The sequence below is a fragment of the Sulfitobacter rhodophyticola genome (assembly GCF_041281685.2).
Lineage (GTDB): Bacteria > Pseudomonadota > Alphaproteobacteria > Rhodobacterales > Rhodobacteraceae > Sulfitobacter.
In genome coordinates this window covers 3,055,293-3,081,199 of sequence record NZ_CP166251.2, presented here as the reverse complement: position 1 = coordinate 3,081,199, position 25,907 = coordinate 3,055,293, and the positions used below count along the sequence as shown (strand labels likewise).

Annotated in this window: 28 protein-coding genes; 8 read left to right on the top strand and 20 right to left on the bottom strand. The window is 61.3% G+C overall.

Annotated elements, in window-relative coordinates; genetic code table 11:
- Positions 1–98 precede the first annotated feature (98 nt).
- The 3 genes from AB4X18_RS16220 to AB4X18_RS16210 all read right to left on the bottom strand — a co-directional run bounded on the left by AB4X18_RS16220 (position 99) and on the right by AB4X18_RS16210 (position 2,745).
- Complete coding sequence (locus AB4X18_RS16220) at positions 99–1,658, bottom strand: trimethylamine methyltransferase family protein (protein ID WP_370401065.1); 1,560 nt, start codon at positions 1,656–1,658, stop codon at positions 99–101.
- A 107-nt stretch (positions 1,659–1,765) separates the two neighbouring features.
- On the bottom strand, positions 1,766–2,464 hold the full coding sequence (locus AB4X18_RS16215; RefSeq protein ID WP_370401064.1) for an HAD family hydrolase: 699 nt from the start codon (positions 2,462–2,464) through the stop codon (positions 1,766–1,768).
- Positions 2,461–2,745, bottom strand: coding sequence for a DUF3572 domain-containing protein (locus tag AB4X18_RS16210; protein ID WP_370401063.1), 285 nt, complete (start codon positions 2,743–2,745; stop codon positions 2,461–2,463). Before AB4X18_RS16210 ends, AB4X18_RS16215 begins: the two co-directional genes overlap by 4 nt.
- 205 nt (positions 2,746–2,950) lie before the next feature.
- On the opposite strand from AB4X18_RS16210, the gene AB4X18_RS16205 reads away from it, so the two are divergent.
- Both AB4X18_RS16205 and AB4X18_RS16200 read left to right on the top strand, forming a co-directional pair.
- A complete protein-coding gene (locus AB4X18_RS16205; RefSeq protein WP_432816797.1) occupies positions 2,951–4,369 on the top strand; it encodes a diguanylate cyclase domain-containing protein in 1,419 nt (472 codons plus the stop codon).
- 166 nt (positions 4,370–4,535) lie between these two features.
- A complete protein-coding gene (locus AB4X18_RS16200) occupies positions 4,536–5,462 on the top strand; it encodes a DMT family transporter (RefSeq protein ID WP_370401062.1) in 927 nt (308 codons plus the stop codon).
- Here AB4X18_RS16200 and AB4X18_RS16195 read toward each other — a convergent pair.
- Positions 5,395–6,087 carry a thiamine diphosphokinase gene (locus AB4X18_RS16195; RefSeq protein ID WP_370401061.1) on the bottom strand — a complete coding sequence of 231 codons (693 nt, stop codon included), beginning with the start codon at positions 6,085–6,087 and terminating at the stop codon, positions 5,395–5,397. The two genes, AB4X18_RS16200 and AB4X18_RS16195, sit on opposite strands and share 68 nt — an antisense overlap.
- A 140-nt stretch (positions 6,088–6,227) precedes the next feature.
- Between AB4X18_RS16195 and AB4X18_RS16190 the strand changes: the two genes are divergently transcribed.
- A complete protein-coding gene (locus AB4X18_RS16190; protein ID WP_370401060.1) occupies positions 6,228–8,498 on the top strand; it encodes a hypothetical protein in 2,271 nt (756 codons plus the stop codon).
- 53 nt (positions 8,499–8,551) lie between these two features.
- Here AB4X18_RS16190 and pip read toward each other — a convergent pair whose 3' ends face one another.
- The 3 genes from pip to AB4X18_RS16175 are packed head-to-tail and all read right to left on the bottom strand — an operon-like array spanning position 8,552 to position 11,014.
- On the bottom strand, positions 8,552–9,484 hold the full coding sequence (pip, locus tag AB4X18_RS16185; RefSeq protein WP_370401059.1) for a prolyl aminopeptidase: 933 nt from the start codon (positions 9,482–9,484) through the stop codon (positions 8,552–8,554).
- On the bottom strand, positions 9,484–9,705 hold the full coding sequence (locus AB4X18_RS16180) for a DUF2842 domain-containing protein (protein ID WP_370401058.1): 222 nt from the start codon (positions 9,703–9,705) through the stop codon (positions 9,484–9,486). The genes pip and AB4X18_RS16180 overlap by 1 nt, the downstream gene beginning before the upstream one ends.
- Before the next feature lie 13 nt (positions 9,706–9,718).
- On the bottom strand, positions 9,719–11,014 hold the full coding sequence (locus AB4X18_RS16175) for an adenylosuccinate synthase (RefSeq protein ID WP_432816796.1): 1,296 nt from the start codon (positions 11,012–11,014) through the stop codon (positions 9,719–9,721).
- 296 nt (positions 11,015–11,310) lie between these two features.
- On the opposite strand from AB4X18_RS16175, the gene AB4X18_RS16170 reads away from it, so the two are divergent.
- A complete protein-coding gene (locus AB4X18_RS16170) occupies positions 11,311–12,249 on the top strand; it encodes a heme o synthase (protein ID WP_370401057.1) in 939 nt (312 codons plus the stop codon).
- A gap of 44 nt (positions 12,250–12,293) precedes the next feature.
- Here the strand turns inward: AB4X18_RS16170 and AB4X18_RS16165 are convergent, their stop codons facing one another.
- From AB4X18_RS16165 to AB4X18_RS16140, 6 genes are all read right to left on the bottom strand, one after another.
- Positions 12,294–12,644, bottom strand: coding sequence for a cytochrome C oxidase subunit IV family protein (locus tag AB4X18_RS16165; protein ID WP_370401056.1), 351 nt, complete (start codon positions 12,642–12,644; stop codon positions 12,294–12,296).
- A gap of 9 nt (positions 12,645–12,653) precedes the next feature.
- On the bottom strand, positions 12,654–13,361 hold the full coding sequence (locus tag AB4X18_RS16160; RefSeq protein ID WP_432816795.1) for a heme-copper oxidase subunit III family protein: 708 nt from the start codon (positions 13,359–13,361) through the stop codon (positions 12,654–12,656).
- A gap of 9 nt (positions 13,362–13,370) precedes the next feature.
- On the bottom strand, positions 13,371–14,054 hold the full coding sequence (locus AB4X18_RS16155) for a hypothetical protein (RefSeq protein WP_370401054.1): 684 nt from the start codon (positions 14,052–14,054) through the stop codon (positions 13,371–13,373).
- A complete protein-coding gene (locus AB4X18_RS16150) occupies positions 14,051–15,817 on the bottom strand; it encodes a cbb3-type cytochrome c oxidase subunit I (protein ID WP_432816794.1) in 1,767 nt (588 codons plus the stop codon). Before AB4X18_RS16150 ends, AB4X18_RS16155 begins: the two co-directional genes overlap by 4 nt.
- Before the next feature lie 66 nt (positions 15,818–15,883).
- Positions 15,884–16,708 (bottom strand): cytochrome c oxidase subunit II, encoded by an 825-nt coding sequence (locus AB4X18_RS16145; RefSeq protein WP_370401052.1) that lies wholly within the window; start codon positions 16,706–16,708, stop codon positions 15,884–15,886.
- 236 nt (positions 16,709–16,944) lie between these two features.
- Positions 16,945–17,808, bottom strand: coding sequence for a DUF2189 domain-containing protein (locus AB4X18_RS16140; protein ID WP_370401051.1), 864 nt, complete (start codon positions 17,806–17,808; stop codon positions 16,945–16,947).
- Between the two features lie 865 nt (positions 17,809–18,673).
- Here AB4X18_RS16140 and AB4X18_RS16135 point away from each other — a divergent pair.
- Together AB4X18_RS16135 and AB4X18_RS16130 are read left to right on the top strand one after the other, a co-directional pair.
- Positions 18,674–19,069 (top strand): DUF6524 family protein, encoded by a 396-nt coding sequence (locus AB4X18_RS16135; RefSeq protein WP_370401050.1) that lies wholly within the window; start codon positions 18,674–18,676, stop codon positions 19,067–19,069.
- A 10-nt stretch (positions 19,070–19,079) separates the two neighbouring features.
- On the top strand, positions 19,080–19,289 hold the full coding sequence (locus AB4X18_RS16130) for a hypothetical protein (protein ID WP_370401049.1): 210 nt from the start codon (positions 19,080–19,082) through the stop codon (positions 19,287–19,289).
- A gap of 148 nt (positions 19,290–19,437) precedes the next feature.
- Here the strand turns inward: AB4X18_RS16130 and AB4X18_RS16125 are convergent, their stop codons facing one another.
- Genes AB4X18_RS16125 through nthA form a run of 3 tightly spaced genes read right to left on the bottom strand, consistent with a single transcriptional unit; the run spans position 19,438 to position 21,043 of the window.
- Positions 19,438–19,758, bottom strand: coding sequence for a nitrile hydratase accessory protein (locus AB4X18_RS16125; protein ID WP_370401048.1), 321 nt, complete (start codon positions 19,756–19,758; stop codon positions 19,438–19,440).
- Complete coding sequence (gene nthB / locus AB4X18_RS16120) at positions 19,755–20,429, bottom strand: nitrile hydratase subunit beta (protein ID WP_370401047.1); 675 nt, start codon at positions 20,427–20,429, stop codon at positions 19,755–19,757. Before nthB ends, AB4X18_RS16125 begins: the two co-directional genes overlap by 4 nt.
- Positions 20,426–21,043 (bottom strand): nitrile hydratase subunit alpha, encoded by a 618-nt coding sequence (gene nthA, locus AB4X18_RS16115; protein WP_370401046.1) that lies wholly within the window; start codon positions 21,041–21,043, stop codon positions 20,426–20,428. The genes nthB and nthA overlap by 4 nt, the downstream gene beginning before the upstream one ends.
- A gap of 132 nt (positions 21,044–21,175) precedes the next feature.
- Between nthA and secG the strand changes: the two genes are divergently transcribed.
- Both secG and AB4X18_RS16105 read left to right on the top strand, forming a co-directional pair.
- Positions 21,176–21,538, top strand: coding sequence for a preprotein translocase subunit SecG (gene secG / locus AB4X18_RS16110; RefSeq protein ID WP_370401045.1), 363 nt, complete (start codon positions 21,176–21,178; stop codon positions 21,536–21,538).
- A gap of 194 nt (positions 21,539–21,732) precedes the next feature.
- Entirely contained in the window at positions 21,733–23,379 is a 1,647-nt protein-coding gene (locus tag AB4X18_RS16105; RefSeq protein ID WP_370401044.1) for a CTP synthase, read from the top strand.
- A gap of 43 nt (positions 23,380–23,422) precedes the next feature.
- Here the strand turns inward: AB4X18_RS16105 and AB4X18_RS16100 are convergent, their stop codons facing one another.
- The 4 genes from AB4X18_RS16100 to AB4X18_RS16085 all read right to left on the bottom strand — a co-directional run bounded on the left by AB4X18_RS16100 (position 23,423) and on the right by AB4X18_RS16085 (position 25,750).
- A complete protein-coding gene (locus AB4X18_RS16100) occupies positions 23,423–24,265 on the bottom strand; it encodes a sterol desaturase family protein (protein WP_370401043.1) in 843 nt (280 codons plus the stop codon).
- Positions 24,266–24,361: 96 nt separating this feature from the next.
- Positions 24,362–24,685, bottom strand: a complete 324-nt coding sequence (locus AB4X18_RS16095) for a hypothetical protein (RefSeq protein ID WP_370401042.1) — start codon at positions 24,683–24,685, stop codon at positions 24,362–24,364.
- Between the two features lie 283 nt (positions 24,686–24,968).
- Positions 24,969–25,451 carry a GFA family protein gene (locus AB4X18_RS16090; RefSeq protein ID WP_370401041.1) on the bottom strand — a complete coding sequence of 161 codons (483 nt, stop codon included), beginning with the start codon at positions 25,449–25,451 and terminating at the stop codon, positions 24,969–24,971.
- Between the two features lie 5 nt (positions 25,452–25,456).
- Complete coding sequence (locus AB4X18_RS16085) at positions 25,457–25,750, bottom strand: antibiotic biosynthesis monooxygenase family protein (RefSeq protein ID WP_432816793.1); 294 nt, start codon at positions 25,748–25,750, stop codon at positions 25,457–25,459.
- Positions 25,751–25,907 lie beyond the last annotated feature (157 nt).

The following is a 25,907-nucleotide window of genomic DNA, read 5'->3' as shown; positions in this document are numbered from 1 at the left end:
GACTGTCCCAACACAGGAATATTCCGAAGAAGTCTTAAAGAGTCGCTGATGCAGGCATTTGCCGAAAATTGTCCCGTTCGCCCGGGCGCAGGGGCGGATCAGAAATCAGTCGGTGCGCCCCCTTCGGCTTTGCGGCGTGCCACGAAATCCGCCAATTCGTCCCGGATCGCGTCATCCATCGCGGGCGGTTCGAAACTGGTCACGATTTCCTTGAACATGTGATGCGCACGCTCCGCTGTCCAGACGCCGCCTGCGACTTCCCAGCCCTCATAATTACGCCAGTCCGACAGAAACGGTTGATAGAACGCCGTGGTATAGCGTTCCTGCGTGTGCTCGATACCAAAGAAATGCCCCTGATTGCCGACAGATTTAATCGCATCCAAGGCAATCTCATCCGGTCCGGTCGCGCAAATGGCCGGGTCCATGTAACGTTGAATATGCTGAAGAACTTCGCAATCCATGACGAACTTCTCGGGCGAGGCGATCAGCCCGCCCTCCAGCCAACCCGCCGCATGATAGACCATGTTGGTGCCCGATTGCACGGCGGCCCAGAGCGAATTGGAGGTTTCCCACATCGCCTGCCCGTCCGGCACATTGGCGGCACACACACCCGAGGATCGCAGCGGCAGATTGTAAAACCGCGCCATCTGCCCGGTCATCTGCGTGGCGCGCATGTATTCCGGCGTCCCGAACGCAGGCGCGCCCGATTTCATGTCCACGTTGGAGGTAAACGTGCCAATCGCGCAGGGGCAACCCGGACGGATGATTTGCGCCAGCACCACGGCGATCAGTGCCTCGGCGATGCTTTGCGCCACCGCGCCCGCCATCGTCACCGGCGCCATCGCGCCCGCCAACGTAAACGGCGTGACCACCAACCCCTGCCCGCGCCGCGCCAGCCGCATCCAGCCGTCCAGCATCGGAATGTCGTGTTTCAGCGGCGAGGTGGAGTTGATGTTGGTGTACATATGCGGGCTGGCGTCGAATTCGTCATGGCTCAGCCCGCCCGCGATGCGGACCATCTCCATCACGTCCTCGACCCGTTCGGTGCCAAGGCTATAGGCGTGCATGACCTTGTCCGTCAGCGTCAGCTTGTCATACAGCACATCGAGGTGCCGCACGGAGGCATGTACGTCCACCGGCTCCACCGGGTAGCCGCCGGCGAAGTGGATGCAATTGAAATACTGCGTCAGCCGCAGCAGGTCGCGACACATCTCACGCGTGCCGGGCACCTTGCGGCCCAGGCCCAGATCCCAGTAATTGGGCGGCGAGGACACGTTGCCGAACACCAGGTTGCGTCCGCCGATGGTGATCTTGCGGTCCGGGTTGCGCGGGGTCAGCACAAACTCCGACGGGGCCTTGCCGATCCATTCCATGACAAAATCGCGGTCCATGCGGATGTTGTCACCGCTTGCCGTGCATCCCGCTTTCTTGAGGATACCGTAGGCTTCGGTGTTCAGGACCTCGATCCCGATTTCCTCAAGGATGCGCATCGCGCCGTCGTGGATCGCCTCGACCCCTTCCTCCGACAAGGGTTCGGTGGGCCGGTCAATGTTGACCGGCGGGTTCCATGGCATCTGTTCGATCACCGCCGCACCGCGCCGCGCGCGTGCCCCTGCGCGTCCGCCGCCACGTGTCTTTCGCGCTGCACCGTCTGCCATGATCAATCCCCTGCTGGTTCTTCAATCAGTAGGGCAGCGCCTTGGCAGTCAGGCCTTTCCGTTCACGACAGGTTGTGTCGCTTTTGATGTGCTGGTGGTCGGTGTGCCTATCTCTGTGCCGCCAGCCAGTCGGGCAGCCCGCCGATGTCAGGCAGAACCACATCGGCGTGGGGGATCAACTCCGCCGCTTCGGCCAGCCCGGTCAGAACGCCCACGCAGGCCATGCCCGCCGCACGCCCCGCGTGCAGGTCATGTTGGCTGTCGCCCACCATGACGCATTGATGCGGCGCAAGCCCCGTCTGTGCGGCAAAGGCCAGCAGCTGCCCCGGTGCGGGTTTGCCGCCATGGCCGCTGTCAAATCCGGCGATGAAATCGAAGAACGGGGTGATCCCCGCCTGATCCAGATGCGCCCGCGCGGGCATCTCCGCATCATTCGTCGCCACGCCAAGCCGGTATCCCGCGTGACCCAACCCGGTCAGCAGCGGGGCCAGCGGCACGGCAGGTTCCTGCGTGGCTTCGGCAGCTTCCTGATTGATCACGTCCAGCAAGGCCTGCGCCGTATACCCCGGCAGCTGGGGCATCATCGCCGCCACGATATCCCCGGGCGTAGCGGCAATGACCACGCTGTCGGGCGCAAACCGGCTGGTGACGTAGTCAAATCCAATGCTGCTGCCCAAGGCTGCGGCCGCCGCTTCGTCCCCTTCGCACAACCGGTCGAGGAACCTGCGCGCCCAGGCTTCCCACGTCGCGGCAAAATCGAACAGCGTGCCGTCCTTGTCGAAGATGACGCCCTGAAACCTGTTCATGTCCAATTCACCTGGGCACCTCCCGGCAAGGCCGCGCGCGCGGCCATGACGCTTTCGTAAGGCAAGGCGTGATCATCGCAGAACCCGATCACCCAGGCATCGTCCATCATCAGGAATTCCAGAACCGACCCCAAGAACACCGGATCACCCGCGCTGGCACGCAAATCGGCCTCGCTTGCGCCGCTGTTGCCCAAGAAAACAGGCATCAGATCATCATTGGCCGCCAGCCAGCCCAGTGCCTTGAGCGCCAGCGTCTCGGCGGATTCTTGCGTAAAATTCATGAGTTGGGCCCACTTTTAGAGGTGTTGGAAACGCTTTGTTAACCAATTCGCACAAGAACTGGGGCATGGAAACACAATACGCGCAGTGCACCCTTCAGGGTTATGATAGCCTCATCAGCTGCTCGGCCAAGCTTGCCGGACATTCCTGTTTCAGGATTAACATATTACCCCGATCCGCCCTGCGCCCCAGCGAAAGGCAGCTATCGTGCAGGGCACTATCCTGATTGTCGACGCCATTGCCACCAACCGCATTGTGCTCAAGGTCAAACTGGCCACCGCGTTTTATGACGTGCTGCAGGCGGGCAGCATGGCCGACGCGCTGGCGCAGGCCAAGCAGCGGACGCCCGACCTGATCCTCAGCGCGCTGGACCTGCCGGATGGGGGCGCCGGTGCGCTTTGCGCGGCGCTGCATGCCAACCCGCAAACCGATAACGTGCCGGTCATCGCGATTGCAGCCCATGCCGACAATCCCGCCCGGATGGCAGCCCTGAAGGAGGGCGTGCAGGACGTGCTGCGCAAACCGGTGGACGATACCCTGCTGCTGGGTCGGGTGCGCAGCGTGATCCGCGCCCACAATGCCGCCGCGGAATGGCAGGTCCGCGACGACACGACGCGCGCCCTTGGCCTTGGCCTTGCCGAAACCGAAGAACACTTTGCCCCGCGCGGCCATTGCATCATGGTCGGGCCGGATGCCGCGCACCTGCAGAAATGGGCCGCCCAATTGCGCCCGGTGCTGCGCGCGCGGCTGACCCTCGCCCCCACGGCCAGCGTGATGCGCACCGCCGCGCAGGAGGCCGAAGCGGATGTCTTTGTCCTGGCCCTGCCCGACGACACGGCCGCCGCCCTGGATCAGCTGCGCCTGATCGCCGAACTGCGCGCCCATGCCGCGACGCGCCATGCGGGTGTGCTTGTGTTGCAGACAAGCCCCGATCCCACACTGGGTGCGCAGGCGCTGGACCTTGGCGCGGATGATTTGATGAGCGAGGGGTTCGACGCCGCCGAACTGGCGCTGCGCTTTCGCGCGCTGTTGCGCAGCAAGCGGATGCAGGCGCAATTGCGCGCCTCTGTGCGCACCGGGCTGCAGGCAGCGGTGTTCGATTCGCTGACCGGACTGCACAACCGCCGCTATGCGATGCCGCACCTGAAACATCTGGCCGATCACGCCACCAGCACGGGACGCCCCTTTGCCGTCCTTGCCGCCGATCTGGACCATTTCAAACAGGTCAACGATTTCTACGGCCATGCCTCTGGCGATGCGGTGCTGGTCGAGGTGGCCGAACGCCTGCGCGCCTGCCTGCGCAGCACCGACATGATCTCCCGCATCGGGGGGGAGGAATTTCTGGTGGTGATGCCCGCCACCACCCTGAACGAAGCGCGCCGCGCGGCCATGCGGATTTGCGATGCGATTTCGTCGCGGCGGTTCGAGGTGCCCGGCAGCGCAGACCCCATCGCGGTGACCATCAGCATCGGCATGGCCTTTGCCGACCCCACCAAAAAGGCCGCGCGCGCGCTGGATCAGGAGGCCGAAACCGGGGAAAGCCTGCTGAACCGGGCAGACAAGGCGCTTTACGCGGCAAAAGGACAGGGCCGCAATCAGGTCACGTTGGGCCGCCCCGCCGCCTGAAGATCCAGATCCCAATGTGCAGGGTCTAACGGCGCGGGGCGCATCCCATGTGCCACCGCTTTGGCCGCCCCGGCTGACGGCAACCCGAGCAGAAAAGCGCCAAGTCAACATGCATTCTTTGCAACCTACCGTTGCATGCACTGCCTCAATACACTATCCCCGTTCCATGACACAGGACAAACCGCTGCTTGGCATAGCCCTGATGCTGGGATTCTGCATCGTCGCACCCATCGCGGATGCGGTGGCCAAACTGCTTGGTGATTCCGTTCCGCTGACGCAGGTGGTGCTGCTGCGGTTTGCCTTGCAGGCGGTTGTCCTGATCCCGATGGTTTGGATCACGGGGCGTATGTGGCGCATGAACAACCGGATCTTCTGGCTGACCTTACTGCGTACGGTGCTGCACATCCTTGGCATTGCCGCGATGTTCACGGCCCTGCGGTATCTGCCGCTTGCCGATGCGGTGGCGATTGTCTTCGTGATGCCGTTCTTCATGCTGCTTCTGGGCCGCTTCGTGCTGAACGAGGTCGTCGGCCCCCGCCGCCTCATGGCCTGCGTCATGGGCTTTGGCGGTACACTTCTGGTTGTACAGCCCAGTTTCACCGAAGTCGGCTGGCCCGCGTTGCTGCCGGTCTTCGTTGCCGCGAATTTCTCCGTTTTCATGCTGATCACCCGTCAGATCGCCAAGGAGACCGACCCGATCAGCTTGCAGGCGGTCAGCGGCGTGATGGCCGTGATCCTGATCACACCCCTGCTGTGCTGGGGTACACTGGCGGATGTGCCTGTCCTGGGAATGATCGCGCCTGATGCGCAGCAATGGGCGCTGCTGCTTGCGATTGGACTGCTGGGGACCGGGGCGCATCTGCTGATGACATGGTCGCTGCGCTATGCGCCCTCGGCCACATTGGCACCGATGCAATATCTGGAGATCCCCATCGCGGCGCTGTTGGGATTGGTGATCTTCAACGACCTGCCCAACGGGCTGGCCGCACTTGGCATGGCGATCACGATCGTCGCGGGCGTTTATATCATCCTGAGGGAGCGGGCCACCGCGCGGGCCCAGACCGCTGCAATTGCCGCGACACCTGCCGAATAAACCGGCGGGGCACCATCACCAGCATACCGGGTCCGTCCATGTCCAGCCTGACCGGCCCAAGGGCACGATTTGACGTGCCGACCCGCCCGCCGGGTGCAAACGCAATCCCGTCAATCGGCCATTCCAACCCCTGACTGACGCCGCGCACCGGCTGCATCGGAAAAAGGGAGACAATGTCTCCTGCTGCCAGATCCAAATTGATCTGCGGCGGTGCGTGAAAAATCACCTCCTCCGCGCCCAGCAGAACGCAGGGCTTATGCGCGTAAACCACCAGCATGTTCAGCGCCGCCAACTGGTGATCCATCCGCTTGCCGGTAAATCCTACCCCCACGATCAGCGGCGCACATATCCGCATGAGACATTTGGCAAAATCGGTGCTGTCCTGCTCCGCCACCCGGTGCAGACGATCCGCGTCCACGCGGGTTTCCAGGTCCGGCGGGGCGGAATCGAAATCCCCGATCACCGCCTCCGGCATCTGTCCCGCCTCCAGAACCAGCGACACGCCGCCGTCCGCCGCCACACAAAACGGAGCCAGCTTTAACGCTTCATGCAGATCCTCTAGGCTAGCCTCTCCCCCACCGACGAGTGTCACCGGGGCCGTCTGATCAACAATAAATGGAATCATTCCGCATTATTCGCTTTTTGGAAACAGGTCACAATCTCGCCTTGAAATGATACGCTGGCTGGCACAGATTCGTGCCGCTTTGGTCTTGGACATCGTGGTAAACGATAGGCTGCAAAACCGCAGAGGACGAGCATCCGATGATGAGTAACAACAAAATCTTAACGGTCTCCTATGGCACGTTCTCGTGCACGCTGGAAGGATTCGACGATTCCTTCGGCACCATGAAGGCCATCGCGGAGTATTTCCGCGATCTGGCGTCTGACGACCGTTACTTCGGTGCCGAACCACCACAACCCGATGCGGAGATGCTTGCCCGGATTGCCCAGAAAGAGATTTCGCGGCGGGTCGAGGCCCATGAACGTGACGGCAAGATCGTGCTGAGCGCGCTGGAAGATCAGCGCAGCACCACGCCGACCGATGATGTCGCACCGGTGGCCGCTGCTGCTGTCGCGACAGCGGCTGCCGCCACCCCAGCCGCCGCTGACCCCGCCCCTGCACCGGTTGAAGCACCTGCCCCAGCCGCTGAAATGCCGGTCGCCGAGACGCCCGTCGCCGAGGCTGCTGCCGTTGAATCGCCGCAGACAGAAACGCCTGTCGCGGCACCAAAGCCCGCCGCCTACGATGAGGACGGCGATATCGACATTGTCCCCGGCCAGCCTGACGCCGACGTCGAAGCCTTCTTTGCCGACAGCCCGTCCGCAGAAGTCGAAGACGACACGCTGGAAGACGACGAAGGCGAAGCCGCACCGCTGACGCTGGTGTCGTCAAACGAACCGGCCGATGCACCTGCCGCAGAAGACCAGCCCGCGATCGAAGCGGAAGATGTGGCACCGGCCGCACCGGCCACCGGGCCTGACAGCATTGCCGCCAAGCTTGAGCGCATCCGCGCCGTCGTTGCCAGCCAAAGCGATACCGATGATGATGAGGATTATCTTGAAGACGAACATGCCGATGTGACCGCTGACGAAGGCCACGATTCCGGTGTCGTGGTGCAGGCCCGTTCCGATATCGAAGATGCGCTTGAGGCGGATGATGCCGCTGAAAGCACGGCACAGGCTGACGTAGCGGAAGACAACGCCGAAGAAGACGAACTTTCCGCCATTCTCAGCCGCCTTGACGGTTCGGACAGTGCCGAGGATTCAACGGACGCTGATGTTGTCGCTGACGCACCCGAAGCCGCCGCTGAAGATGAAGATATCAGCAGTACGCTGGACAACCTGTTCGAGAATGACGAAGCCTCTTTTGAGTTCAAATCCGATGACGATGCGGAAGACGAAGTCGGGGGCGAAATAGATGACACAGTCGCCGACGAAGCAGATGAGGCACCGCGCGCTCGGGTGATCAAGGTCAAGCGTGCCGATCTCGAGGCTGCCATCCGGAAAGGCGCGCTTGAAGAATACGACCCCAAGACCGGCACCGGCCCCATGCCTGCATTGGACGAGGTTGCACCGGCCAGAACGCCCAGTTCTTCGCTGTCACCCGAAGATGAAGCGGACCTTGTGCGTGAACTGGCGGAGCTTGAAGCAGACATCAAGGGCGAAGACGGATCCGAAGATACCGCCGCCGATGAAGCGACAATGCCCGAAGCCGAAGATCTGGTTGCCGAAGACGTTGACAGCATGGACGAAGAACCTGCTGCTGCCGATGTGCTGGACGTTGATGCTGAAGCGGATACACCTACTGCGGACGACAGCGATGCCCCTGCGGCGGCCCGTGCGGCCCTGCCCCGCATTGACGAGGGCGAAGGCACCGATGTGAACCGCCTGCTGGCCGAAGCCGACAGCCAGATGGATGAACCCGAAAGCGCGACCCGCCGCGATGCCTTTGCCCATTTGCGGGCCGCTGTGGCCGCGCGCAAGGCGGATGGCACCATGGACGTCGACGACGACGCCAAGAAAGACGCCAACGCCTATCGCAGCGATCTGGCCGATGTGGTCCGTCCACGCCGCCCCGAAGCACCTGCCGAAGGCGCGCGCACCGCACGCCCGGACGAAAGTCGCCCCGCCCCCCTCAAGCTTGTCGCGGAGCAGCGCATTGATGTCGAACAGCCCCGCCCCGAGGGCCCCGTGCGCCCGCGCCGGGTCTCAGCCGTGGCTGATACAGGGTCCGCATCCGACGCTGATGAAAGCTTTGCCGATTATGCCGCTGATCTGGGTGCCAACAAGCTTCCGGAATTGCTGGAAGCCGCCGCATCCTACATGTCCTTTGTCGAGGGCCGCGAGGAATTCTCCCGTCCGCAATTGATGACCAAGGTCCGTCAGGCAGGCCCCAGTGGCGAATTCAGCCGCGAGGACGGCCTGCGCTCTTTCGGGCAATTGCTTCGTTCGGGCAAGATCGAAAAGATCAAGGGTGGCAGGTTCACAGTGTCCGAGGGTATCGGTTACCGCCCGGACGAACGCGCAGCGGGCTAAATCTCTGGAATAGTTCCACAAAAGGCGGCAGGAAACTGTCGCCTTTTGGCATTCTAAGCGTGGGCAAATCCATCCGTAGCCGCCCGGATGCGTGTGGTCATCGCCTTTGACAGGGCGGAATGATCGTTCCCGCCCAGCACATCCAATCGCGCCGCGGGCCAGCGTTTGGCCAACTCCCAAGGGGCGCGCAGCGGGCAGGACGGATCGAACCGGCTGTGGATCATCACCCCGGGCACATCGGCAATCCGGTCCATCCCTCGCGCAACCGCATCATCGCCGCGAAAGCAGAAGTTGCGAAAATAGTGCGTGCACAGCCGCGCAAACCCCACGCGGAATGCAGGGTCTGTCCAGTTGCCGCCCACACTTTCGAAATCGGTCTCGAAAATTGCCAGTTCCCAGGTGCACCAGGCATCCGCCGCCGCTTGTGCGCGCGCCGGGTCCGTCAATGCGTCACCATAGGCCGCAATCCGGGTCCAGACATCCTCCGCTTCCGGCACAAAGGCACAGAAGGCATCATGCGCTTCGGGAAAGAGGTTACCGACATCATCATAAAGCCAGGCCAGATCGCGCCGGGTGGTCGTGGCCACGCCCGCCAATACCAAGGCCCGGACATGACCCCTGTGGGTTTGCGCGTAAAGCAGACCTAAGGTGGATCCCCAGGAGCCCCCGAAAACCAGCCATTTGTCCACCTCAAGATGCGCCCGCAACACTTCGATATCGTTTATCAAATCGTCAGTGGTGTTATCTTGCAGCGCCGCCACGTCGGTGGCCGCCGCAGGTCTGCTGCGCCCGGCCCCGCGTTGGTCCATCAGCACAACCCGGTACCGGTCCAGATCAAACAGATCGTAATGCCCTTCCCGACACCCCGACCCCGGCCCGCCATGCAGCACCAGCGCAGCAAGCCCGTCTGGATTGCCTGCCATTTCCCAATAAACCTGATGCCTGCCGGAAACGGGCAAAGTCCCGTGATCCAGCAGCTTTACCATCACTCCTTGGCGTCAGGGTCCGCTTGCCCCACGCCCTTGAAGACCGCCTTCAGCGGAAACACCCAGATCACGCCAAGCCCCACGTAGACCGCCAGTTCGACCAGCACGGAAGGCCGGTCAAACAGCTGGGTCACCTGCAGCGCCACAATGATGTAAAGCGGCAGCGCCAACAGCAGCACCACCAGCGACCACCGCCTGCGGGCCTTGTAACTCAACGCCATGGAACCTCTCCTTTCAGTCAGAGAACGGGTCTTTCACCAATATCGTATCTTCCCGCTCCGGCGAGGTGGAAAGTAGCGCCACGGGGCAGTCAATCAACTCCTCCACCCGGCGCACGTATTTGATCGCCTCGGCCGGCAGATCCGCCCAGGACCGCGCGCCTTCGGTCGATTGCGACCAGCCGGGCATTTCCTCGTAAATCGGCGTGCAGCGGGCCTGCTGATCGGCGGCAATGGGCAGATAGTCCATCTGCGTTCCATCCAATTCGTACCCCACGCAGATTTTCAGTGTCTCGAACCCGTCCAGCACATCAAGCTTCGTCAGCGAAATGCCGGTCACGCCCGAGGTCACGCAGGTCTGCCGCACCAGGGCCGCATCGAACCACCCGCAACGCCGCTTGCGCCCTGTCGTCGTGCCAAATTCATGCCCCCGCTCACCCAGCCGCTGGCCATCGGCGTCCAGCAATTCCGTTGGGAACGGCCCCTCGCCCACCCGCGTCGTATAGGCCTTCACGATGCCCAGCACATAATCAATCGCCCCCGGCCCGATGCCCACGCCGGTGGCGGCCTGCCCGGCGATGACGTTGGACGACGTCACAAACGGATAGGTGCCGAAATCAATATCCAGCAGCGCGCCCTGCGCGCCTTCGAACAGGATGCGCTTGCCCGCCTTGCGTTTCTCATTCAGCACCTTCCAGACAGGAGCCGCAAACGGCAGGATCTCCGCCGCAATCTCACGCAGGGCCGTGACCAGTGCATCCCGGTCCACCGGTTCGATGCCGAGGCCCTTGCGCAGCGGATCGTGGTGCTGCAGCGCCCGGTCCACCCTTGCCTCCAGCGTCGCCTCATCCGCCAAATCCGCAACGCGGACCGACCGCCGCCCGACCTTGTCCTCATAGGCTGGCCCAATGCCCCGCCCGGTGGTGCCGATCTTGGTCCCCTTGCTGGCGGCTTCTTCACGCGCACGGTCCAATTCGCCATGGATGGGCAGGATCAGCGGGGTATTTTCCGCGATCATCAGCGTCTCGGGAGAGATTTCCACACCCTGCCCGCGCACCGTCTCGATCTCTTTCATCAGGTGCCACGGGTCAAGCACGACGCCATTGCCAATCACGCTCAACTTGCCGCCGCGCACTACGCCCGAGGGCAGCGCGTGCAGCTTGAACACTGCGCCATCTATCACCAGCGTATGGCCTGCGTTGTGCCCACCCTGAAAGCGCGCGATGACGTCCGCGCGTTCAGACAGCCAATCGACGATCTTGCCTTTCCCCTCATCTCCCCACTGGGCACCGACGACGACGACATTGGCCATGATTGCATTCCTCTTTGAGCAAACCCGCGCCCGTATAGCCGCAGGTGCGCCGGGGCGAAACTGCAAAAGGCGGGAAAATGGTGGATTACGGGCTGTTGGGGGGGCTGTAGGGCGTTGTTGGCCGTCGCAATTGTATCGATGCCCGTTTCGCAGCGCGCCTTTCCAAGCCGATGCAACCGGGACAAACACGCGGACGCGTGGGTCTGCTGGGGTGTACCCCGACCCATCAGATCAAGAAAATTGCCGCATTGACGCTGTTGCGCTAAGGTAAGACAGCCCTCGGAAGGAGCGATTGTATGCCGATCGCCGACAGCTTCATTGCGCGAACGGCGCTTGTGTTCAAGTTCAGCCGGGCCGCCCATTTTATTGCGCTGACAAAGCCCCGCGTCATGTCACTTGCTGTCTTCACCGCGCTCGTCGGGATGGCACTTGCCTCGGGGGAGCTGTCTTTTGGCAGAGCCGTCATTGCGATATCGGCGATTGCTGTAGGTGCGGGAAGCGCCGGGGCGCTAAACATGTGGCATGACGCCCCCCATGACGCAAAGATGGCGCGCACGTCGAAGCGGCCCTTGCCCTCCGGGGCGGTATCATCGACCGAAGCGCTTGCTTTCGGCCTTGTCCTCGCCGTGCTCTCCGTCGGTGTGCTTGCCATTTCCGCGAACCCGCTGGCGGCTGCCCTTCTGGCGACGACGATTATCTACTATAGTGTTTTCTATACGATGTGGCTCAAGTTCGTGACACCGCAGAACATCGTGATCGGTGGCGCGGCAGGTGCGTTCCCACCGGTGATCGGATGGACCGCGGTTTCGGGCACTCTGGATTGGGAACCGTGGCTGTTGTTCCTGATCATTTTCCTTTGGACGCCGCCGCACTTCTGGGCGCTTGCCCTGCTCAAATCCTCCGACTACGCGGCCGCCCGCATTCCGATGCTGCCCGTCGTCGCAGGTGAGGCCGCAACCAAGAGACATATTCTTGCCTACGCTGTCGTGCTCGCCCCTCTTGGTGCCGCACCGTGGCTGACAGGACTGACCGGGATGGCCTACGGCTTTCTTGCAATCGCCTTGGGCGCAGAGTTCTTGCGCCGCAGCTGGGTGTTGTTTCGCACACCGGTGGATGTGTCGCGCGCACCGGCAAAGGCGCTTTTTGGCTTCTCGATCGTCTATCTCTACGCCATTTTCATCGCCCTGCTGATCGACGCAGCAATCGGATGGGTGCTGGGGTCTGCAGGCGGTTGAACAGGGAACCGACAAGCCAATTCCGTTGAACCGATTAGCCCCCTTCAGGGTCCGGAGAACACCAGCATCCGGATGGAATGGGTGTAGTCGGATTCGAACATCATGATCGCAAGGAAGGCCAGCACGGCAACCGGCGGCAGCAGGATTGCATAGGTCAGCGCCAGTCGTTCCCATGCGATGTGCATGAAAACGGCCACGATCAGCCCCGCTTTCAAAAGCATGAAGACAATGATCAGGGTCCAGCGCAGCAGCCCCTGCAGGCCGACATAGTCGACGAAATAGGAGAAGGCGCTGAGAACGAACAGCAGACCCCAGACAAGGAAATAGAGCTTGAGTGGATGTTGCTGCCCCTCGACGTGGGCTGTGGATGGCTTGTGCGTCATCGTGTCCGACATGACCGTTCCTTACCAAAGATAGAAAAATGCAAAGATGAAGACCCAGACCAGATCAACGAAGTGCCAGTACAGCCCCATGATTTCGACCGCTTCGTAGTCTCCTGCATCCGACTTGAGCCATGTTCGTCCCGGTCGGTCGAATTCCCCCCGCCAGATCTTCGTCGCGATGATGATCAGGAACAGAACACCGAAGGAGACATGCGTGCCGTGAAACCCGGTGATCATGAAAAAGCTCGCGCCGAATTGTTCGGCCCCGAAGGGGTTGCCCCAGGGGCGCACACCTTCCTGGATCAACTTGGTCCACTCGAACGCCTGCATGCCGACAAAAGTCGCCCCCAGAAACGCCGTAAGGTACATCAGCCCCGCCGTGGCCTTGCGCGCGCGCGCATACCCGCAGCGCACCGCCATCGCCATCGTCCCGCTGGACGAGATCAGCACGAAGGTCATGATGGCAATCAGAAGCAGCGGCAGGTCGGCCCCGCCCACATGCAGTGAAAAGACTTCGCTGGTGTTGGGCCAATCGGTTTGGGTCGACATCCGGGCGGACATGTATCCAAGCAGGAAGATGCTGAAGACGAAGGTATCGCTCAGCAGGAATATCCACATCATCGCCTTGCCCCAGGAGACGCGTTTGAACGCGCGCTGGTCCGAACTCCAGTCGGTGACGAACCCGTCCAGGCCCTTGGTATTGTGCGGTTGTGCGGTGCTCTCAGCCATAATGATCCCTCACGTCAGAACGCTGCGACAGATGTCGAGCAGCTGGTTGGCCCAGCCCATGAACAACAAAAGCAAGCCGATCCATACGACCAGCAGGAAGTCCCAATAGGCCGCGCAAAGCCCCGTATTGAGTTTGATCTGGTCAGGATCGTGTTCCCGGCGTGCCATCAGGACACCCAGTGCCACGATGCCGCCCAGGATATGCAGGCTGTGCAGACCGCTGAGCATGTAAAAGAAACTCGCGGCGGGACCGGAGGTGAGGCCATTGCCCATCAGATGCAACTCTCGCCAGGCCGCAAGCTGCCCGATCACGAAGGCGACCGTCGCCAGCCCGGCAATGGCCGTATCCCGATGCAACCCGCGCCCTTCGCCCCGCCATGCCGCGCGCCGCAGGAACACGCTGGCAACGACCAATAGGGCCGTGTTGAACCAGACAATCGGCGGCAGCTTTAGCGAGGACCAGAATTCCAGGTCCATCCGCATAACGAAGGCGCTGCCGAACAATGCAAACAGCGATCCAATCACAACCAGAAAAACGCCCAGCCCCACACGCTGAACCGGGAACGGCGGTAAGCCTGCGGTTTCCACGACCGTTCCGGTTTCAAGCCAGGGTTTCGACATGATCCCTTCCCGCAGCAACCACCAGAACGCCAACGCGATCACCGTCACCAGAAAAGCGAGTATCACGGTCATGGGGACACCGGCCTTGGCATCCAGGGATCATCCTGGGCGATGAAATCCTCGGGCGCGCCGGGCACGCTGTAGTCATAGGCCCATCGATATACCAGCGGAAGCTCATCCCCCCAGTTCCCATGACGCGGCGGGGTGTGCGGTGTCCGCCATTCAAGCGACGCCGCACGCCAGGGATTGCTGCCTGCGTCCCGACCGTGCCGTGCGCTCCAGACCATGTTGAAAAGGAACATGATCTGCGCGGCACCGACGATGAAGGCGGCAATGCTGATGAATGCATTCAGCCCATCGACCGGCGCCGTGATGAAAGCAGGATCACCTATTTCAGGGTAGCGCCGCGGCACACCCACAAGGCCGACATAATGCATCGGGAAGAAGATCGCATAGGTGCCCACGAAGGTGACCCAGAAATGGATCTGGCCCATCGCTTCATTCATGAGTCGGCCCGTGATCAGGGGATACCAGTGATAGATGGCACCGAAAATGACCATCAGCGGCGCGACACCCATCACCATGTGAAAATGTGCGACAACGAACATCGTGTCGGACAGCGGCACATCGATCACAACGTTACCAAGGAAAAGCCCGGTCAGCCCGCCATTGACGAAAGTGACAACGAAACCAAGCGCAAAAAGCATTGGAAGGGTCAGGTGAATGTCACCCTGCCAAAGCGTCAGCAGCCAGTTATAGACCTTGATCGCCGTCGGAATCGCGATGATCAACGTGGTGGTGGCAAAGAAGAACCCGAAATAGGGGTGCATGCCCGACACGTACATGTGGTGCGCCCAGACGATGAAGGACAACGCGCCGATGATGACGATGGCCCAGACCATCATGCGGTAGCCAAAGACATTCTTGCGCGCATGCACGCTGATCAGGTCGGACACGATGCCGAAGGCGGGCAACGCGACGATGTAGACCTCCGGATGGCCGAAGAACCAGAACAGATGCTGGAACACGATCGGACTGCCGCCGCCATATGACAACTGCTCCCCCATTTCCACCAGCGTGGGCATGAAGAAACTTGTCCCCAGCAGCCGGTCGAACAGCATCATGATGCAAGCCACAAGAAGGGCTGGAAACGCCAGCAGCGCCATGACGGTCGCCGTGAAAATCCCCCAGACGGTCAGGGGCAGGCGCATCAACGTCATGCCCCGGGTGCGCGCCTGCAAGACCGTCACGACATAGTTCAACCCGCCCATGGTGAAGCCGATGATGAAAAGGATCAGTGACAACAGCATCAGAATGATGCCTGCCTCCTGCCCGCCCGGTGTCCCGCTCAGGATCGCCTGCGGCGGATAGAGCGTCCAACCCGCCCCGGTCGGCCCGCCCGGCACAAAGAAGCTGATGACAAGCACGACGACCGCGAGCAGGTATACCCAGAAACTCAGCATGTTGACGAACGGAAAGACCATGTCCCGAGCCCCGACCATCAGCGGGATCAGATAGTTGCCGAAGCCGCCCAGAAAGATCGCCGTCAGCAGATAGATGACCATGATCATTCCGTGCATGGTGATGAATTGGTAATAGGCTTCAGCCGAGAATGAAAACGTGTCCGGAAAGCCAAGTTGAAGTCGCATCAACCATGACAGGACCAGCGCCACGACACCGATCGCGATCGCTGTACCGGAATACTGGATGGCAATGTATTTGGCATCCTGAGAGAACACCCACCGCCCGATCCACGTTTGCGGATGGGGTGGATGAACGTCCGGCACTTCTGCAGGGGGGACCTGTTCATCGGGGCGATATGTGACGTCGGCCATTCATGCTCCTCTCAGCTGAACCGAGGCGGCGCGTATCCGCGGGCAAGGCTGCCGTGGCGTGCGACCTCAGGGGTCGACGCTGACCGTCCGCACATCCCGCGCCGCAAAGAACTCTTCAAAGGTCTGCTGTTCCTGCAGCCAGGCCTGATACTCAGGTTCCTCGTCAATCAGAACGTAGCCGCGCATGAAGCCGTGACCGACCCCGCACAGCTCTGCACACAGTATCTCGAACTCTCCGGTGCGCGTGGGCGTAAACCAGAAATAGGTCACCATGCCCGGCACCATGTCCATCTTTGCCCGAAACTCCGGGACGTAGAAATTATGCAGGACATCGACAGATCGCAGGACCATCTTCACCGGCTTTCCGATCGGAAGGTGCAGATCACCGGAATCGACGATGACATCGTCCTGCCCGAACCGGTCAAATGGATTGATCCCCAGCGGATTGTCCGGCCCCACCAGCGCCGCATCCGACGTCCCCAGACGCCCGTCCTCCCCGGGCAGACGGAACCCCCAGGACCATTGCTGCGCGAAGACCTCAACGTCGGTCGCATCCTCCGGAACGGTCACGAACTGATTCCAGACGATCAGCCCCGGGGCCAGCATCGCCGCCACCCCCAAACCGGTGACCACGGTCAGCCAGATCTCCAACCGCCGGTTTTCCGGATCGAACACGGCGACCCGTCCCGGCTTGTGACGGAACTTCCAGACACAATAGGCCATGAACAGGATGACGGCCGTGAAAACAAAGCCCGTAATCCAGAATGTGACGACGAGGGTTGCGTCGATATACCCCCAGTTAGATGCAATAGGGGTCCACCACCATGGACTAAGCAGGTGGAACAGGATGGATCCAAAAACAACAGCAACCAGAGCGACAACGACGAACATAACCCGCCTTTCCTCAGCCCAATCGATGCTTGGCGCGGCGGCATTCGCCTGCGACAAGTCACCGCACCATAACACAGATTTTCAATTTTTGGTAACTTGCTTACACAGCGCTGAAAAAAATGAATAAAAATCCCGTGCGAGGGGGATTCTCACCGCAATATCGGTGCGCCGCAGTCCTCTTTTCCGGATGAACTTCACCGATCCCCGCAGGGTGGTATTCTTGGGTATGACGCCCCTCAGGAAACCGCCCTTCGATACAGGTGCCATGTCGCATGCCCAAGGATCGGGAACGCAAAGATCAGCCCAAGGAACAGCGGAATCGTCCCGACGGCCAACAAGGTCGCCACGATCAGCCCCCAGACCGCCACGGTCACCGGGCTCTTTCTGGTCACCTCCAGCGATGTGGCGATGGCGACGGGCACGCCGACATGGCGGTGCAATGCCAGCGGTATCGATATCACTGTCATGGCAAGTGTCGCCGCGGCAAAAACAAACCCCACAACACATCCGACGATCAGCATCAGCCATCCCGGACCCGTCGTGAAGACGTCCCGCAAGAACCCTGTCACCGAGGTAGGTGTCTCTGGACCCAGTGTCAGCACAAAGATCAGGTAGGCCGTCAGCATCCAGGCGATAAACATCAGCACCAGACCCAGGCCAATGGTCAGCACCGCCCCAATGGCCGGTGACCCCATCACGCCAAGCGCCACGCGAAAACCTGCAGGCTCTCCCTTCTCCCGGCAACGGCTCATCTCGTAAAGGCCGACCGCGGCAATCGGGCCAAGCAGGGCAAAACCTGACATCAGCGGGAACAGCAGCGGCAGCAGTTCACGCTGAAAGGCGAAGGTCACAAGACAGATCCCGATAATGGGATAGAGAAGCACGATAAAAAGCACATCCGTGCGCAGCGCCGCGAAATCCTCTGCACCCTTGCGAAGCGCAATCTGCAGGTCTTCGATGGTCAGCTGCCTCACGGTCGCGTTCGCGTCTGCGTCCCCCCCGATTTCGTGCGCCGCATCCTTCGCATAATGCGAAGCATCGCCGACTGCGTGCATGACCCAGGACAAGGGGTTTCCGATTGTCTTGACTGGCTTCGCCATTGGCAGGCCTCCTCTCAGATGCAGGGAGGCGCCGACCGACCTTATCGTGCTCCGGTCGAACGCCGGTGATCTGCATGATACCATGTCGCGACGAATCGTCACACCTAAATCTCCGCGCTCCGTGTAGACCTGTTCAAGGCAAACGTCGCCCGATTGCCAGAAAACGTCCCTTTCCGGATCGAAAATCAGCCCAATTCAATGAAAATCCCCTGCCGTACTCTTCAAACCCCTTCACGACGGCGCAGCAGAAAAGCGGCCTTCGTGCCTGACATCCACCGGGGCCTTCCAAGGCCACCACCTGTTTCCCGCTATCTCTCACTATCTGCGGCGAAAAGCGAAAGTCGGGCAGGTGGAAGCGGTCAATCTCCCCGATCCTGAATTCACCGAACGTCGCCGCAGCCGTCCTTCGCTGGCCAGCCACGACGAAAAAGACTTCAGCAGAACCCGGCAAATGGTACCGACACGCGTTCCAGATCCTGCGCGTCGGGGCCAAAGCGACTGCTGCGACCTACGTCAGGGTTGTCTCGGCCCACCCCGAACAATAGTTTCGGCCGCAAATCATGAAGTCAGGAGACCGAGGTGATGGGAAGCTCAATACTCGTATTTGTGGGGATCATCGTCGGATCCTGTATCGTCGGCGGGGCTGTTTACTCGGGTCTTGTGAAGATCGCCGTGGCCATTCAAGGCACGGCCGCAACCGGCGCTTAGCCACCCAAACCGCCCCCCCCCCGCGCGCCATACGCCCACCCTCCCAACACCGGGCAGTGTCAGCCCCAAATGTACCTCCCGGCCGCATCCAACCGCGCCGCAGCATGGACATGCGCGGCCCGCACCGGATAAATGACCCAAAACAGGGAAAGAGCAGATGGGTTTCATCGTACGCTGGGTCTGCGCCTTCGGTCTGCTGGCGCTCACGTTCAATCCGACCCAATACAACTACATCAACTGGGTCGCGGATTACGGCGGCATGAATCTCTCCATCGCTGTCCTTTTGGGCCTGTTGCTGCTGATTGGATACATCATCTACCTGCGCGCCACCTTGCGCTCCATCGGTGCCTTCGGGATGCTGCTGGTGCTGGCGGTGGTGGCCGCAGGGCTCTGGGTGCTCTACGATCTGGGCGTGCTCAGGCTCGATAATTCAAGCTTCAACGTCTGGCTCGCGCTTGCTGCCCTCAGTCTCGTGCTGGGCGTCGGCCTCAGCTGGAGCCACGTGCGCCGCGCGCTGTCGGGACAATCCGACATGGATGACGTGGACGAATAGGAGATCCAAAATGCGCCAACCGCCCAAACCCCGGAACTTCGAACAATTCTATTTCGACAAGGTCGCCACCGGCGAAGGCTGCGGCTGCGCAGAACGCATCATCGACAATCACGAATTCGACCGCCTCGCAGGCACCCGCCGCCAGATCACGCCGTGGATCCCCCGCAAAGGCGCCCTCAAACGCTTCCTGCGCAAGGCAGGCCTCTTCACCCGAAAGTAAGCACCCGGCCTGCCCCAGCTACCCCTTCCAAATGGTTCAAAAAACCTGGGAGAGTTTGAGAGGGTAAAACCCTCTCATCAGCAAAAATAAAATCGAATGCAGCTTCGCTGCTCATTGCGGGCAGACCAGGGTCATCCGCCAGAACTGTTCACACGTCTTCCGCCAGATGCACGGGCGCGCCATGCGGCGTGCGCAGATATGCCGCCTCCCATGCGCCGCGCAGCCGCTCTACATCGCCCGCCTCTGCCATCCCTATCTCCGCCAGAACCCCCTCCAGCGTCTCCAGCCAGGCGGCAAAGTAATCCTCGCCGCCGTTCAATTCCCGATCCACACCGTGCCGCTTCAGCGTCGCACCAAAGCGTTCCGCCCAATCCCCCCAGGCAAAGTGCCCCGCCTCGTTCAGATGCACGGTCAATGCAAAGACCTGCGCGTGCCAGGGTGCTTCAAAGACAGGGTCGGGGCGGGTCACGCCCGCTCCAGATAGCTTTGCCACAGATCCAGGACCACTTCGTCGCCCGGATGCTCCTGATGCGCCCAAAGCTCCGACGCCGCGAACACCACCGCATAAAGCGGCTCGGGCGCTTCGCCCTGCCCGTGTGCGTTGCTGTCCGGCAGGATGTGCGTGCCGTGCAGGCGCAGGATCCGCCCCCGCGCCCCCGCCGCATAGGCGGGCAGGCGCGTGTGGCCGCCTGAAACAGTCGCGTTTTCCGGGCATCGGCGGGTGACAACCTCATCACCGGGCGCAAACATCACGTCGACATTGCTGGGCCGGTTCGCCGGACCGCCTGCCGCCAGTATACCCGCCACCTGCTCGGCCCGCATGGCACGATCGGCCAGCGGGCTGGGGGTGGGCGCCTCATCCCCGGATAACTCCCCTTCCGTCACGACGCCCTTCTCCACCAGCAGATTGGCCAGCCCCGCCAGCCATTTCTCATAGTAGGAAAACCGCGTGTAATCTTTCGGCGGCAGGCTCTCGCGCGCGTGGCGCGACATATCAAGGTTCCATTGCCCCAAAGGCCCGGTTGCGACCGTGATCGCCAGCGCCCGCGGATGCCAGTCCGCATGGAAGATCACCCCTTCTTCCTCCGGCACCACCGGGCCATCGCCGAACCGCCCGCCCATGTCGTGGACGCGGGTCACGCCTTGCCCGCCAATGCCGTGCCGATCATCGCATCCCGGCTGACCAGCGCCATCAAAGCCTCCTCATCCATCCCGTCCGTCCCTGCGGGCCGCTGCGGGATCACCAGGTACCGCACTTCCGCCGTGGAATCCCAGACCCGCACCGCCGTCGCGTCCGGCAACGTCACGCCAAACTCCGCCAGCACCTTGCGCGGCTCGCGCACGGCGCGGGCGCGATAGGCGTCGGATTTGTACCAGCCCGGCGGTATGCCCAGCAGCGACCAGGGGTAGCAACTGCACAGGGTACAGACGACCATGTTGTGCACCGCATCCGTGTTCTCCACCGCCACCATGTGTTCGCCCTGGCGGCCATAAAACCCCATGTCGGAGACCACGGCCGTGGCGTCCTCCATCAGTGCCGCGTGAAACGCCGGGTCACGCCACGCCCGCGCCACGACCCGCGCGCCGTTGCGGGGCCCGATGCGGTTTTCATAGGTGTCAATGATCTCATCCAGCGCCGCCGGGTCGATCAGCCCCTTGCGGGTCAGAAGCGTCTCAAGCGCCTTCACGCGCAGCGCGGGATCAGGGGGCAACAGGCTGTGCGGGTCGTCGTGGTCGTGGGCATCATGTGGCATGGGCCAAACTCTGCCCCAAGCCCCGGCGCTTGTCTATCGGCAACGCAGCTTGCCACGCGCGCCAATCCTCCCTTGCCCCACCCGCCAAAGACGCATAGATAGCCGCAAAGCCAACCATACGAGCACCCACCCATGGAAAACGTCCTGCTGATCATCCATCTTTTTCTGGCCATGGGCCTGATCCTGGCCGTGCTGCTTCAGCGCTCCGAAGGGGGTGGCCTTGGCATTGGTGGGGGTGCCGGCGGCACGTCGGGCCGCGCGCCCGCGACGGCGATGGGCAAGCTGACATGGCTTCTTGGCGCGGCCTTCATCGTGACGTCGATCTCGCTTACCATTATCGTGGCACGCAACACCGCAGGTGCCTCCGTCATCGACCGGCTCAGCGACGCACCCGTCACCGCACCGGCAAGCGACGACAGCACCGTGCCCTCCGGCGAAAGCCTGCTGCCCCCGAGCACCGACAGCAACGCACCGCTGGTTCCCGCAGGGGAATAAGCCAATACCCACAACACCTTGATGCAGGGCTGCGAAACGCAACATCATCTTGCGGTGCAGTCTTGCCATCCCCGCCCGAATCCTGATACCCTTTAATCCCGTGGGCAGCGTCGCGGCGCTGCGCTCTGGGCTGGGTGTTATCCAACCAATTCAACACTGACATCAGCCTCACCAAGGCACGGGGGTTCTTTTGCATGGCGCGTTATATCTTCATCACCGGCGGTGTGGTTTCCTCCCTCGGCAAAGGGCTTGCCTCTGCCGCGCTGGGTGCGCTGCTGCAAGCGCGCGGCTTTTCGGTGCGCCTGCGCAAGCTTGATCCCTATTTGAACGTCGATCCCGGCACCATGTCACCGTTTGAACACGGCGAGGTCTTTGTCACCGACGACGGCGCGGAAACCGACCTTGATCTGGGCCACTACGAACGTTTCACCGGGGTGCCCGCCCGCATGACCGACAGCGTTTCGTCCGGCCGCATCTATTCCACCGTGCTGGAGAAAGAGCGCCGCGGCGACTATCTGGGCAAAACCATTCAGGTCGTTCCCCATGTGACCAATGAAATCAAGGAGTTCCTGAAGGTCGGCGATGATGAGGTCGACTTCATGCTTTGCGAAATCGGCGGCACCGTGGGTGATATCGAAGGCCTGCCGTTCTTCGAAGCCATCCGCCAGTTCTCGCATGACAAGCCGCGCGGGCAGTGCATCTTCATGCACCTCACCCTGCTGCCCTACCTTGCCGCCTCGGGAGAGTTGAAAACCAAACCCACCCAGCACTCCGTCAAGGAACTGCAATCGATCGGCATCGCGCCCGACATCCTCGTCTGCCGCTCCGAACAGCCCATTCCCGAAAAGGAACGCGAGAAAATCGCGCTTTTCTGTAACGTCCGCAAGGAAGCGGTGGTTGCCGCCTATGACCTCAAGTCGATCTATGAAGCCCCACTCGCCTACCACGCCCAAGGCCTTGATCAGGCGGTGCTGGACGCCTTCGAAATCTCCCCTGCCCCACGCCCGGACCTGAGCGTCTGGCACGACGTCTATGACCGCATCCACAACCCCGAAGGCGAAGTGCGCGTTGCCATCGTCGGCAAATACACGCAGCTTGAAGACGCCTATAAATCCATCGCGGAGGCGCTGACCCACGGTGGCATGGCCAACCGCGTGAAAGTGCGCATCGAATGGGTCGACGCAGAGATTTTCGACAAGGCCGAAGACGTCGGTCCGCATCTGGAAGGCTACCACGCGATCCTGGTCCCCGGTGGCTTTGGCGAACGCGGCACCGAAGGCAAGATCAAGGCCGCCCAATACGCCCGTGAACACAAGGTCCCCTACCTTGGCATCTGTCTGGGGATGCAGATGGCCGTCATCGAAGCCGCGCGCAACGTCGCGGGCCTGAAGACCGCCGGGTCGGAGGAATTTGACCACGAGGCAGGCAAGAAGCGGTTCGAACCGGTTGTCTACCACCTCAAGGAATGGGTGCAGGGCAATCACAAGGTTGAACGCAAAGTCGGTGACGACAAGGGCGGTACCATGCGTCTGGGTGCCTATGACGCGACGCTGACGCCGGGCTCCCGCGTCGCCGACGCCTATGGCACCACGACCATCGACGAACGCCACCGCCACCGGTATGAGGTCGATATCGCCTACAAGGACCAGTTGGAAAAGGCAGGGCTGGTATTTTCCGGCATGTCACCTGATGGCAAGCTGCCAGAGATTGTCGAATGGCCAGATCACCCCTGGTTCATCGGTGTGCAGTTCCATCCAGAGCTGAAATCCAAACCCTTCGCCCCGCATCCGCTGTTCAAGGATTTCATCCGCGCGGCGAAGGAAATCTCACGACTGGTCTAAGACGCATCCGTCGCACAGCGGTAACGGACGACAATGCACCGGATCACTCCGATCGTTTGGAGCGCCTGTTGATCGGATATTGCGAAGCCTCGCCCTGAAAGGGCTGCACCAAAAGCCGGTCCAGCCAAAGGTCGCGGCGCGTGCGGAACTGTTTGACACCGATGGTCATGCGTTTGTGCCCTGCGCTGGGTTGGGCCAGATAGGTGCCCAGCACCCAATCCCACCACGGCAGGTTAAAGCCGAAATTGCTGTTGGTTTCCGAGGGTATGATCGAATGATGCACCCGGTGCATGTCCGGGGTCACCACAACCAGCCGCAGCAGTGCATCGACCCGGCCCGGCAACCGCAGGTTGGCGTGATTGAACAGCGAAGTGGCGTTCAACAGCACCTCGAAGATCAGCACCGCCAGCGCGGGCGGACCCAGCGCAAGAACAAGCAGCAACTTGATCGCCATGGAGATCAGGATTTCCAACGGGTGAAACCGCACCCCGGTGGTCACGTCGAATTCAAGATCGGCATGATGCACCCGGTGCAGCCGCCACAGGGCGGGCACCGCATGGAACAGCACATGTTGCAGGTAAATCGCCAGATCGAAGGCCAGAACCGCAAGAACCACGCCGACCCAGACCGGCAGGTCAATCTGGTTCAGCAGGCCCCATCCGTTGTCCTGCGCCACCACCGCAGCACCGACTGCAACAACCGGAAACACCAGTCGCACCAGAAACGCGTCCAGCACGACCAGCCCAAGATTGTTCGACCACCGCACCAGCCGCGGAATCTCCACCCGCCTGCGGGGGGCTGCGATTTCCCACAGGGCCATGACCAGCAGGACGCTGAAAAACGCGGCCATCCGGATTGTGGGTTCATGGGCGATGATCTTTTCCAAGGTACAATCCCCTGTGCGGGGATCAGACTAGCACAGATACCCGCCCACTGTCATGGACGCACAGGTTGGAGCAGTCGAAGAACGCGCTGTGAAACCCTAGAATTTCTCGCAGCCTGCGAATCCTTCGCTTTCCAGAAAATCCTGAAAATCCAATGCCCTCACCTCGGCGATCTCAAGCACAAGGTTCAGAGCTGCCGCTTCCACCCTGGATCGGTCATAGCGGTCTTCGCAAATGTATTGCGTCGACCAGTCGCTCCAGCGGACATCGAAAACCGTCTTCTGATTGCTCTGCCGGTAAAAGTATCCCCGAACATCTTCCTTGGCGACGACATACCTGCCGTTGATGACAATCATTTCCGCCTGCAACGCAGACCCAAGAAGACAGAACATCACAGCCAATACAGAACACTTGCGCTTCATTCCGGTTCCTTTTCATTTGTTGCAGGGCCATCGCGGTCGGACAGGTCGCCCGCCACCCTTGGTAAGATGCACAGATCAAAGCAGGCCAGCAAGCTGTTGGCATGCCCCCGCAACGGGCGGATATCCGCCCCTGTCGCAACTGGATTTCTGGTGGCTCCGGGTGAATGGCTTGTCGGGGCTCCGCCGACCATGGGCAGGCGTTCATCTGCCCGTTCTCGCCTCTCCGCCGCGACAACATCGTTTTCGGGTGAGGGCCGGATCGCGCCAAGCCCAAATGATCAGGTCACTCTGGAAACAAGGCCGTCAGTCGCGCATAGGCGGCTTTGGACCAGACCTCCTCAAAGACATAAAGACCCTCGAATTGCGGGATATCCTCGCGCAGCGGGACCCATGGCTGCTTGCTGGCCGTGAATATCTGCACGTCCGGCGGGCAAAGTTCCGGCTGATCAAGGGTTCCAACCCGGATGTATTTCAGCTTTCCCAGCCGAATGAGATAGCTGCTGCATACCGCCGTCCCGCATGCTGCGCACCTTGTGATGACCTGCCCTTTTCCGCTGGGCGTTGAAAGGGTGTGCTCTGTCGTCTCTCCTTGCAGGTGTACCTGATCCGCTTCGATGATCGCATTCAGGACATAAGCCGATCCGGTTTGCCGTTGGCATTCCCTGCAATGACAGCAATGCACGATCAATGGCGCGGCCGACAGCCGATAGGTCAACTGCCCACAGCCGCAGGCGCCGCGGTATTCTTGCGCGTTGTCAGACCCCAAAACCCCTACTCCACCAAATCGTAATGCTTGATCGTCCGATACTCGACCAGATCGGCCTCACTGGGGTCGATATGGGGCGATCTGTAATCATCACCCACAAAGGCCTTGAGCGACGCAAGATCCTTCCAGACCATGACAAAGCTGAACTCCCTGGGGCTGTCAGCGCGCGGCGCGCCCGGCAAGACCTGAACGATCCCGTCGGTGCTCTTCATCAGCGGGATAGCGGTATTGTGAAAGAAATCGGCGAATTCCTCCTCTTTCCCTTTTTTGGTCATGACCTGAAAAATCCGCATGATCATCTGTTCACCCTCCCGTTGGTTGGGTTTCTGTCCGGATGACTGCCTCGGGGTTCAGGCATAGCATATTTCCGCAGGGTTGTCGTCCGTCGGCGTGTCACAGAAGGTCCCCTTACCCGCATTAGGCGTTGCACAGCCGCATCCATCCGCTACACCCAAG

What these genes read in the sequence shown, in the direction of transcription:
- AB4X18_RS16220 (WP_370401065.1), bottom strand. Translation starts at nt 1,658, where the DNA reads ATGGCAGACGGTGCAGCGCGAAAGACACGTGGCGGCGGACGCGCAGGG.
- AB4X18_RS16215 (WP_370401064.1), bottom strand. Translation starts at nt 2,464, where the DNA reads ATGAACAGGTTTCAGGGCGTCATCTTCGACAAGGACGGCACGCTGTTC.
- AB4X18_RS16210 (WP_370401063.1), bottom strand. Translation starts at nt 2,745, where the DNA reads ATGAATTTTACGCAAGAATCCGCCGAGACGCTGGCGCTCAAGGCACTG.
- AB4X18_RS16200 (WP_370401062.1), top strand. Translation starts at nt 4,536, where the DNA reads ATGACACAGGACAAACCGCTGCTTGGCATAGCCCTGATGCTGGGATTC.
- AB4X18_RS16195 (WP_370401061.1), bottom strand. Translation starts at nt 6,087, where the DNA reads ATGATTCCATTTATTGTTGATCAGACGGCCCCGGTGACACTCGTCGGT.
- AB4X18_RS16190 (WP_370401060.1), top strand. Translation starts at nt 6,228, where the DNA reads ATGAGTAACAACAAAATCTTAACGGTCTCCTATGGCACGTTCTCGTGC.
- pip (WP_370401059.1), bottom strand. Translation starts at nt 9,484, where the DNA reads ATGGTAAAGCTGCTGGATCACGGGACTTTGCCCGTTTCCGGCAGGCAT.
- AB4X18_RS16180 (WP_370401058.1), bottom strand. Translation starts at nt 9,705, where the DNA reads ATGGCGTTGAGTTACAAGGCCCGCAGGCGGTGGTCGCTGGTGGTGCTG.
- AB4X18_RS16175 (WP_432816796.1), bottom strand. Translation starts at nt 11,014, where the DNA reads ATGGCCAATGTCGTCGTCGTCGGTGCCCAGTGGGGAGATGAGGGGAAA.
- AB4X18_RS16170 (WP_370401057.1), top strand. Translation starts at nt 11,311, where the DNA reads ATGCCGATCGCCGACAGCTTCATTGCGCGAACGGCGCTTGTGTTCAAG.
- AB4X18_RS16165 (WP_370401056.1), bottom strand. Translation starts at nt 12,644, where the DNA reads ATGTCGGACACGATGACGCACAAGCCATCCACAGCCCACGTCGAGGGG.
- AB4X18_RS16160 (WP_432816795.1), bottom strand. Translation starts at nt 13,361, where the DNA reads ATGGCTGAGAGCACCGCACAACCGCACAATACCAAGGGCCTGGACGGG.
- AB4X18_RS16155 (WP_370401054.1), bottom strand. Translation starts at nt 14,054, where the DNA reads ATGACCGTGATACTCGCTTTTCTGGTGACGGTGATCGCGTTGGCGTTC.
- AB4X18_RS16150 (WP_432816794.1), bottom strand. Translation starts at nt 15,817, where the DNA reads ATGGCCGACGTCACATATCGCCCCGATGAACAGGTCCCCCCTGCAGAA.
- AB4X18_RS16145 (WP_370401052.1), bottom strand. Translation starts at nt 16,708, where the DNA reads ATGTTCGTCGTTGTCGCTCTGGTTGCTGTTGTTTTTGGATCCATCCTG.
- AB4X18_RS16140 (WP_370401051.1), bottom strand. Translation starts at nt 17,808, where the DNA reads ATGGCGAAGCCAGTCAAGACAATCGGAAACCCCTTGTCCTGGGTCATG.
- AB4X18_RS16135 (WP_370401050.1), top strand. Translation starts at nt 18,674, where the DNA reads ATGGGTTTCATCGTACGCTGGGTCTGCGCCTTCGGTCTGCTGGCGCTC.
- AB4X18_RS16130 (WP_370401049.1), top strand. Translation starts at nt 19,080, where the DNA reads ATGCGCCAACCGCCCAAACCCCGGAACTTCGAACAATTCTATTTCGAC.
- nthA (WP_370401046.1), bottom strand. Translation starts at nt 21,043, where the DNA reads ATGCCACATGATGCCCACGACCACGACGACCCGCACAGCCTGTTGCCC.
- secG (WP_370401045.1), top strand. Translation starts at nt 21,176, where the DNA reads ATGGAAAACGTCCTGCTGATCATCCATCTTTTTCTGGCCATGGGCCTG.
- AB4X18_RS16105 (WP_370401044.1), top strand. Translation starts at nt 21,733, where the DNA reads ATGGCGCGTTATATCTTCATCACCGGCGGTGTGGTTTCCTCCCTCGGC.
- AB4X18_RS16095 (WP_370401042.1), bottom strand. Translation starts at nt 24,685, where the DNA reads ATGAAGCGCAAGTGTTCTGTATTGGCTGTGATGTTCTGTCTTCTTGGG.
- AB4X18_RS16085 (WP_432816793.1), bottom strand. Translation starts at nt 25,750, where the DNA reads ATGATCATGCGGATTTTTCAGGTCATGACCAAAAAAGGGAAAGAGGAG.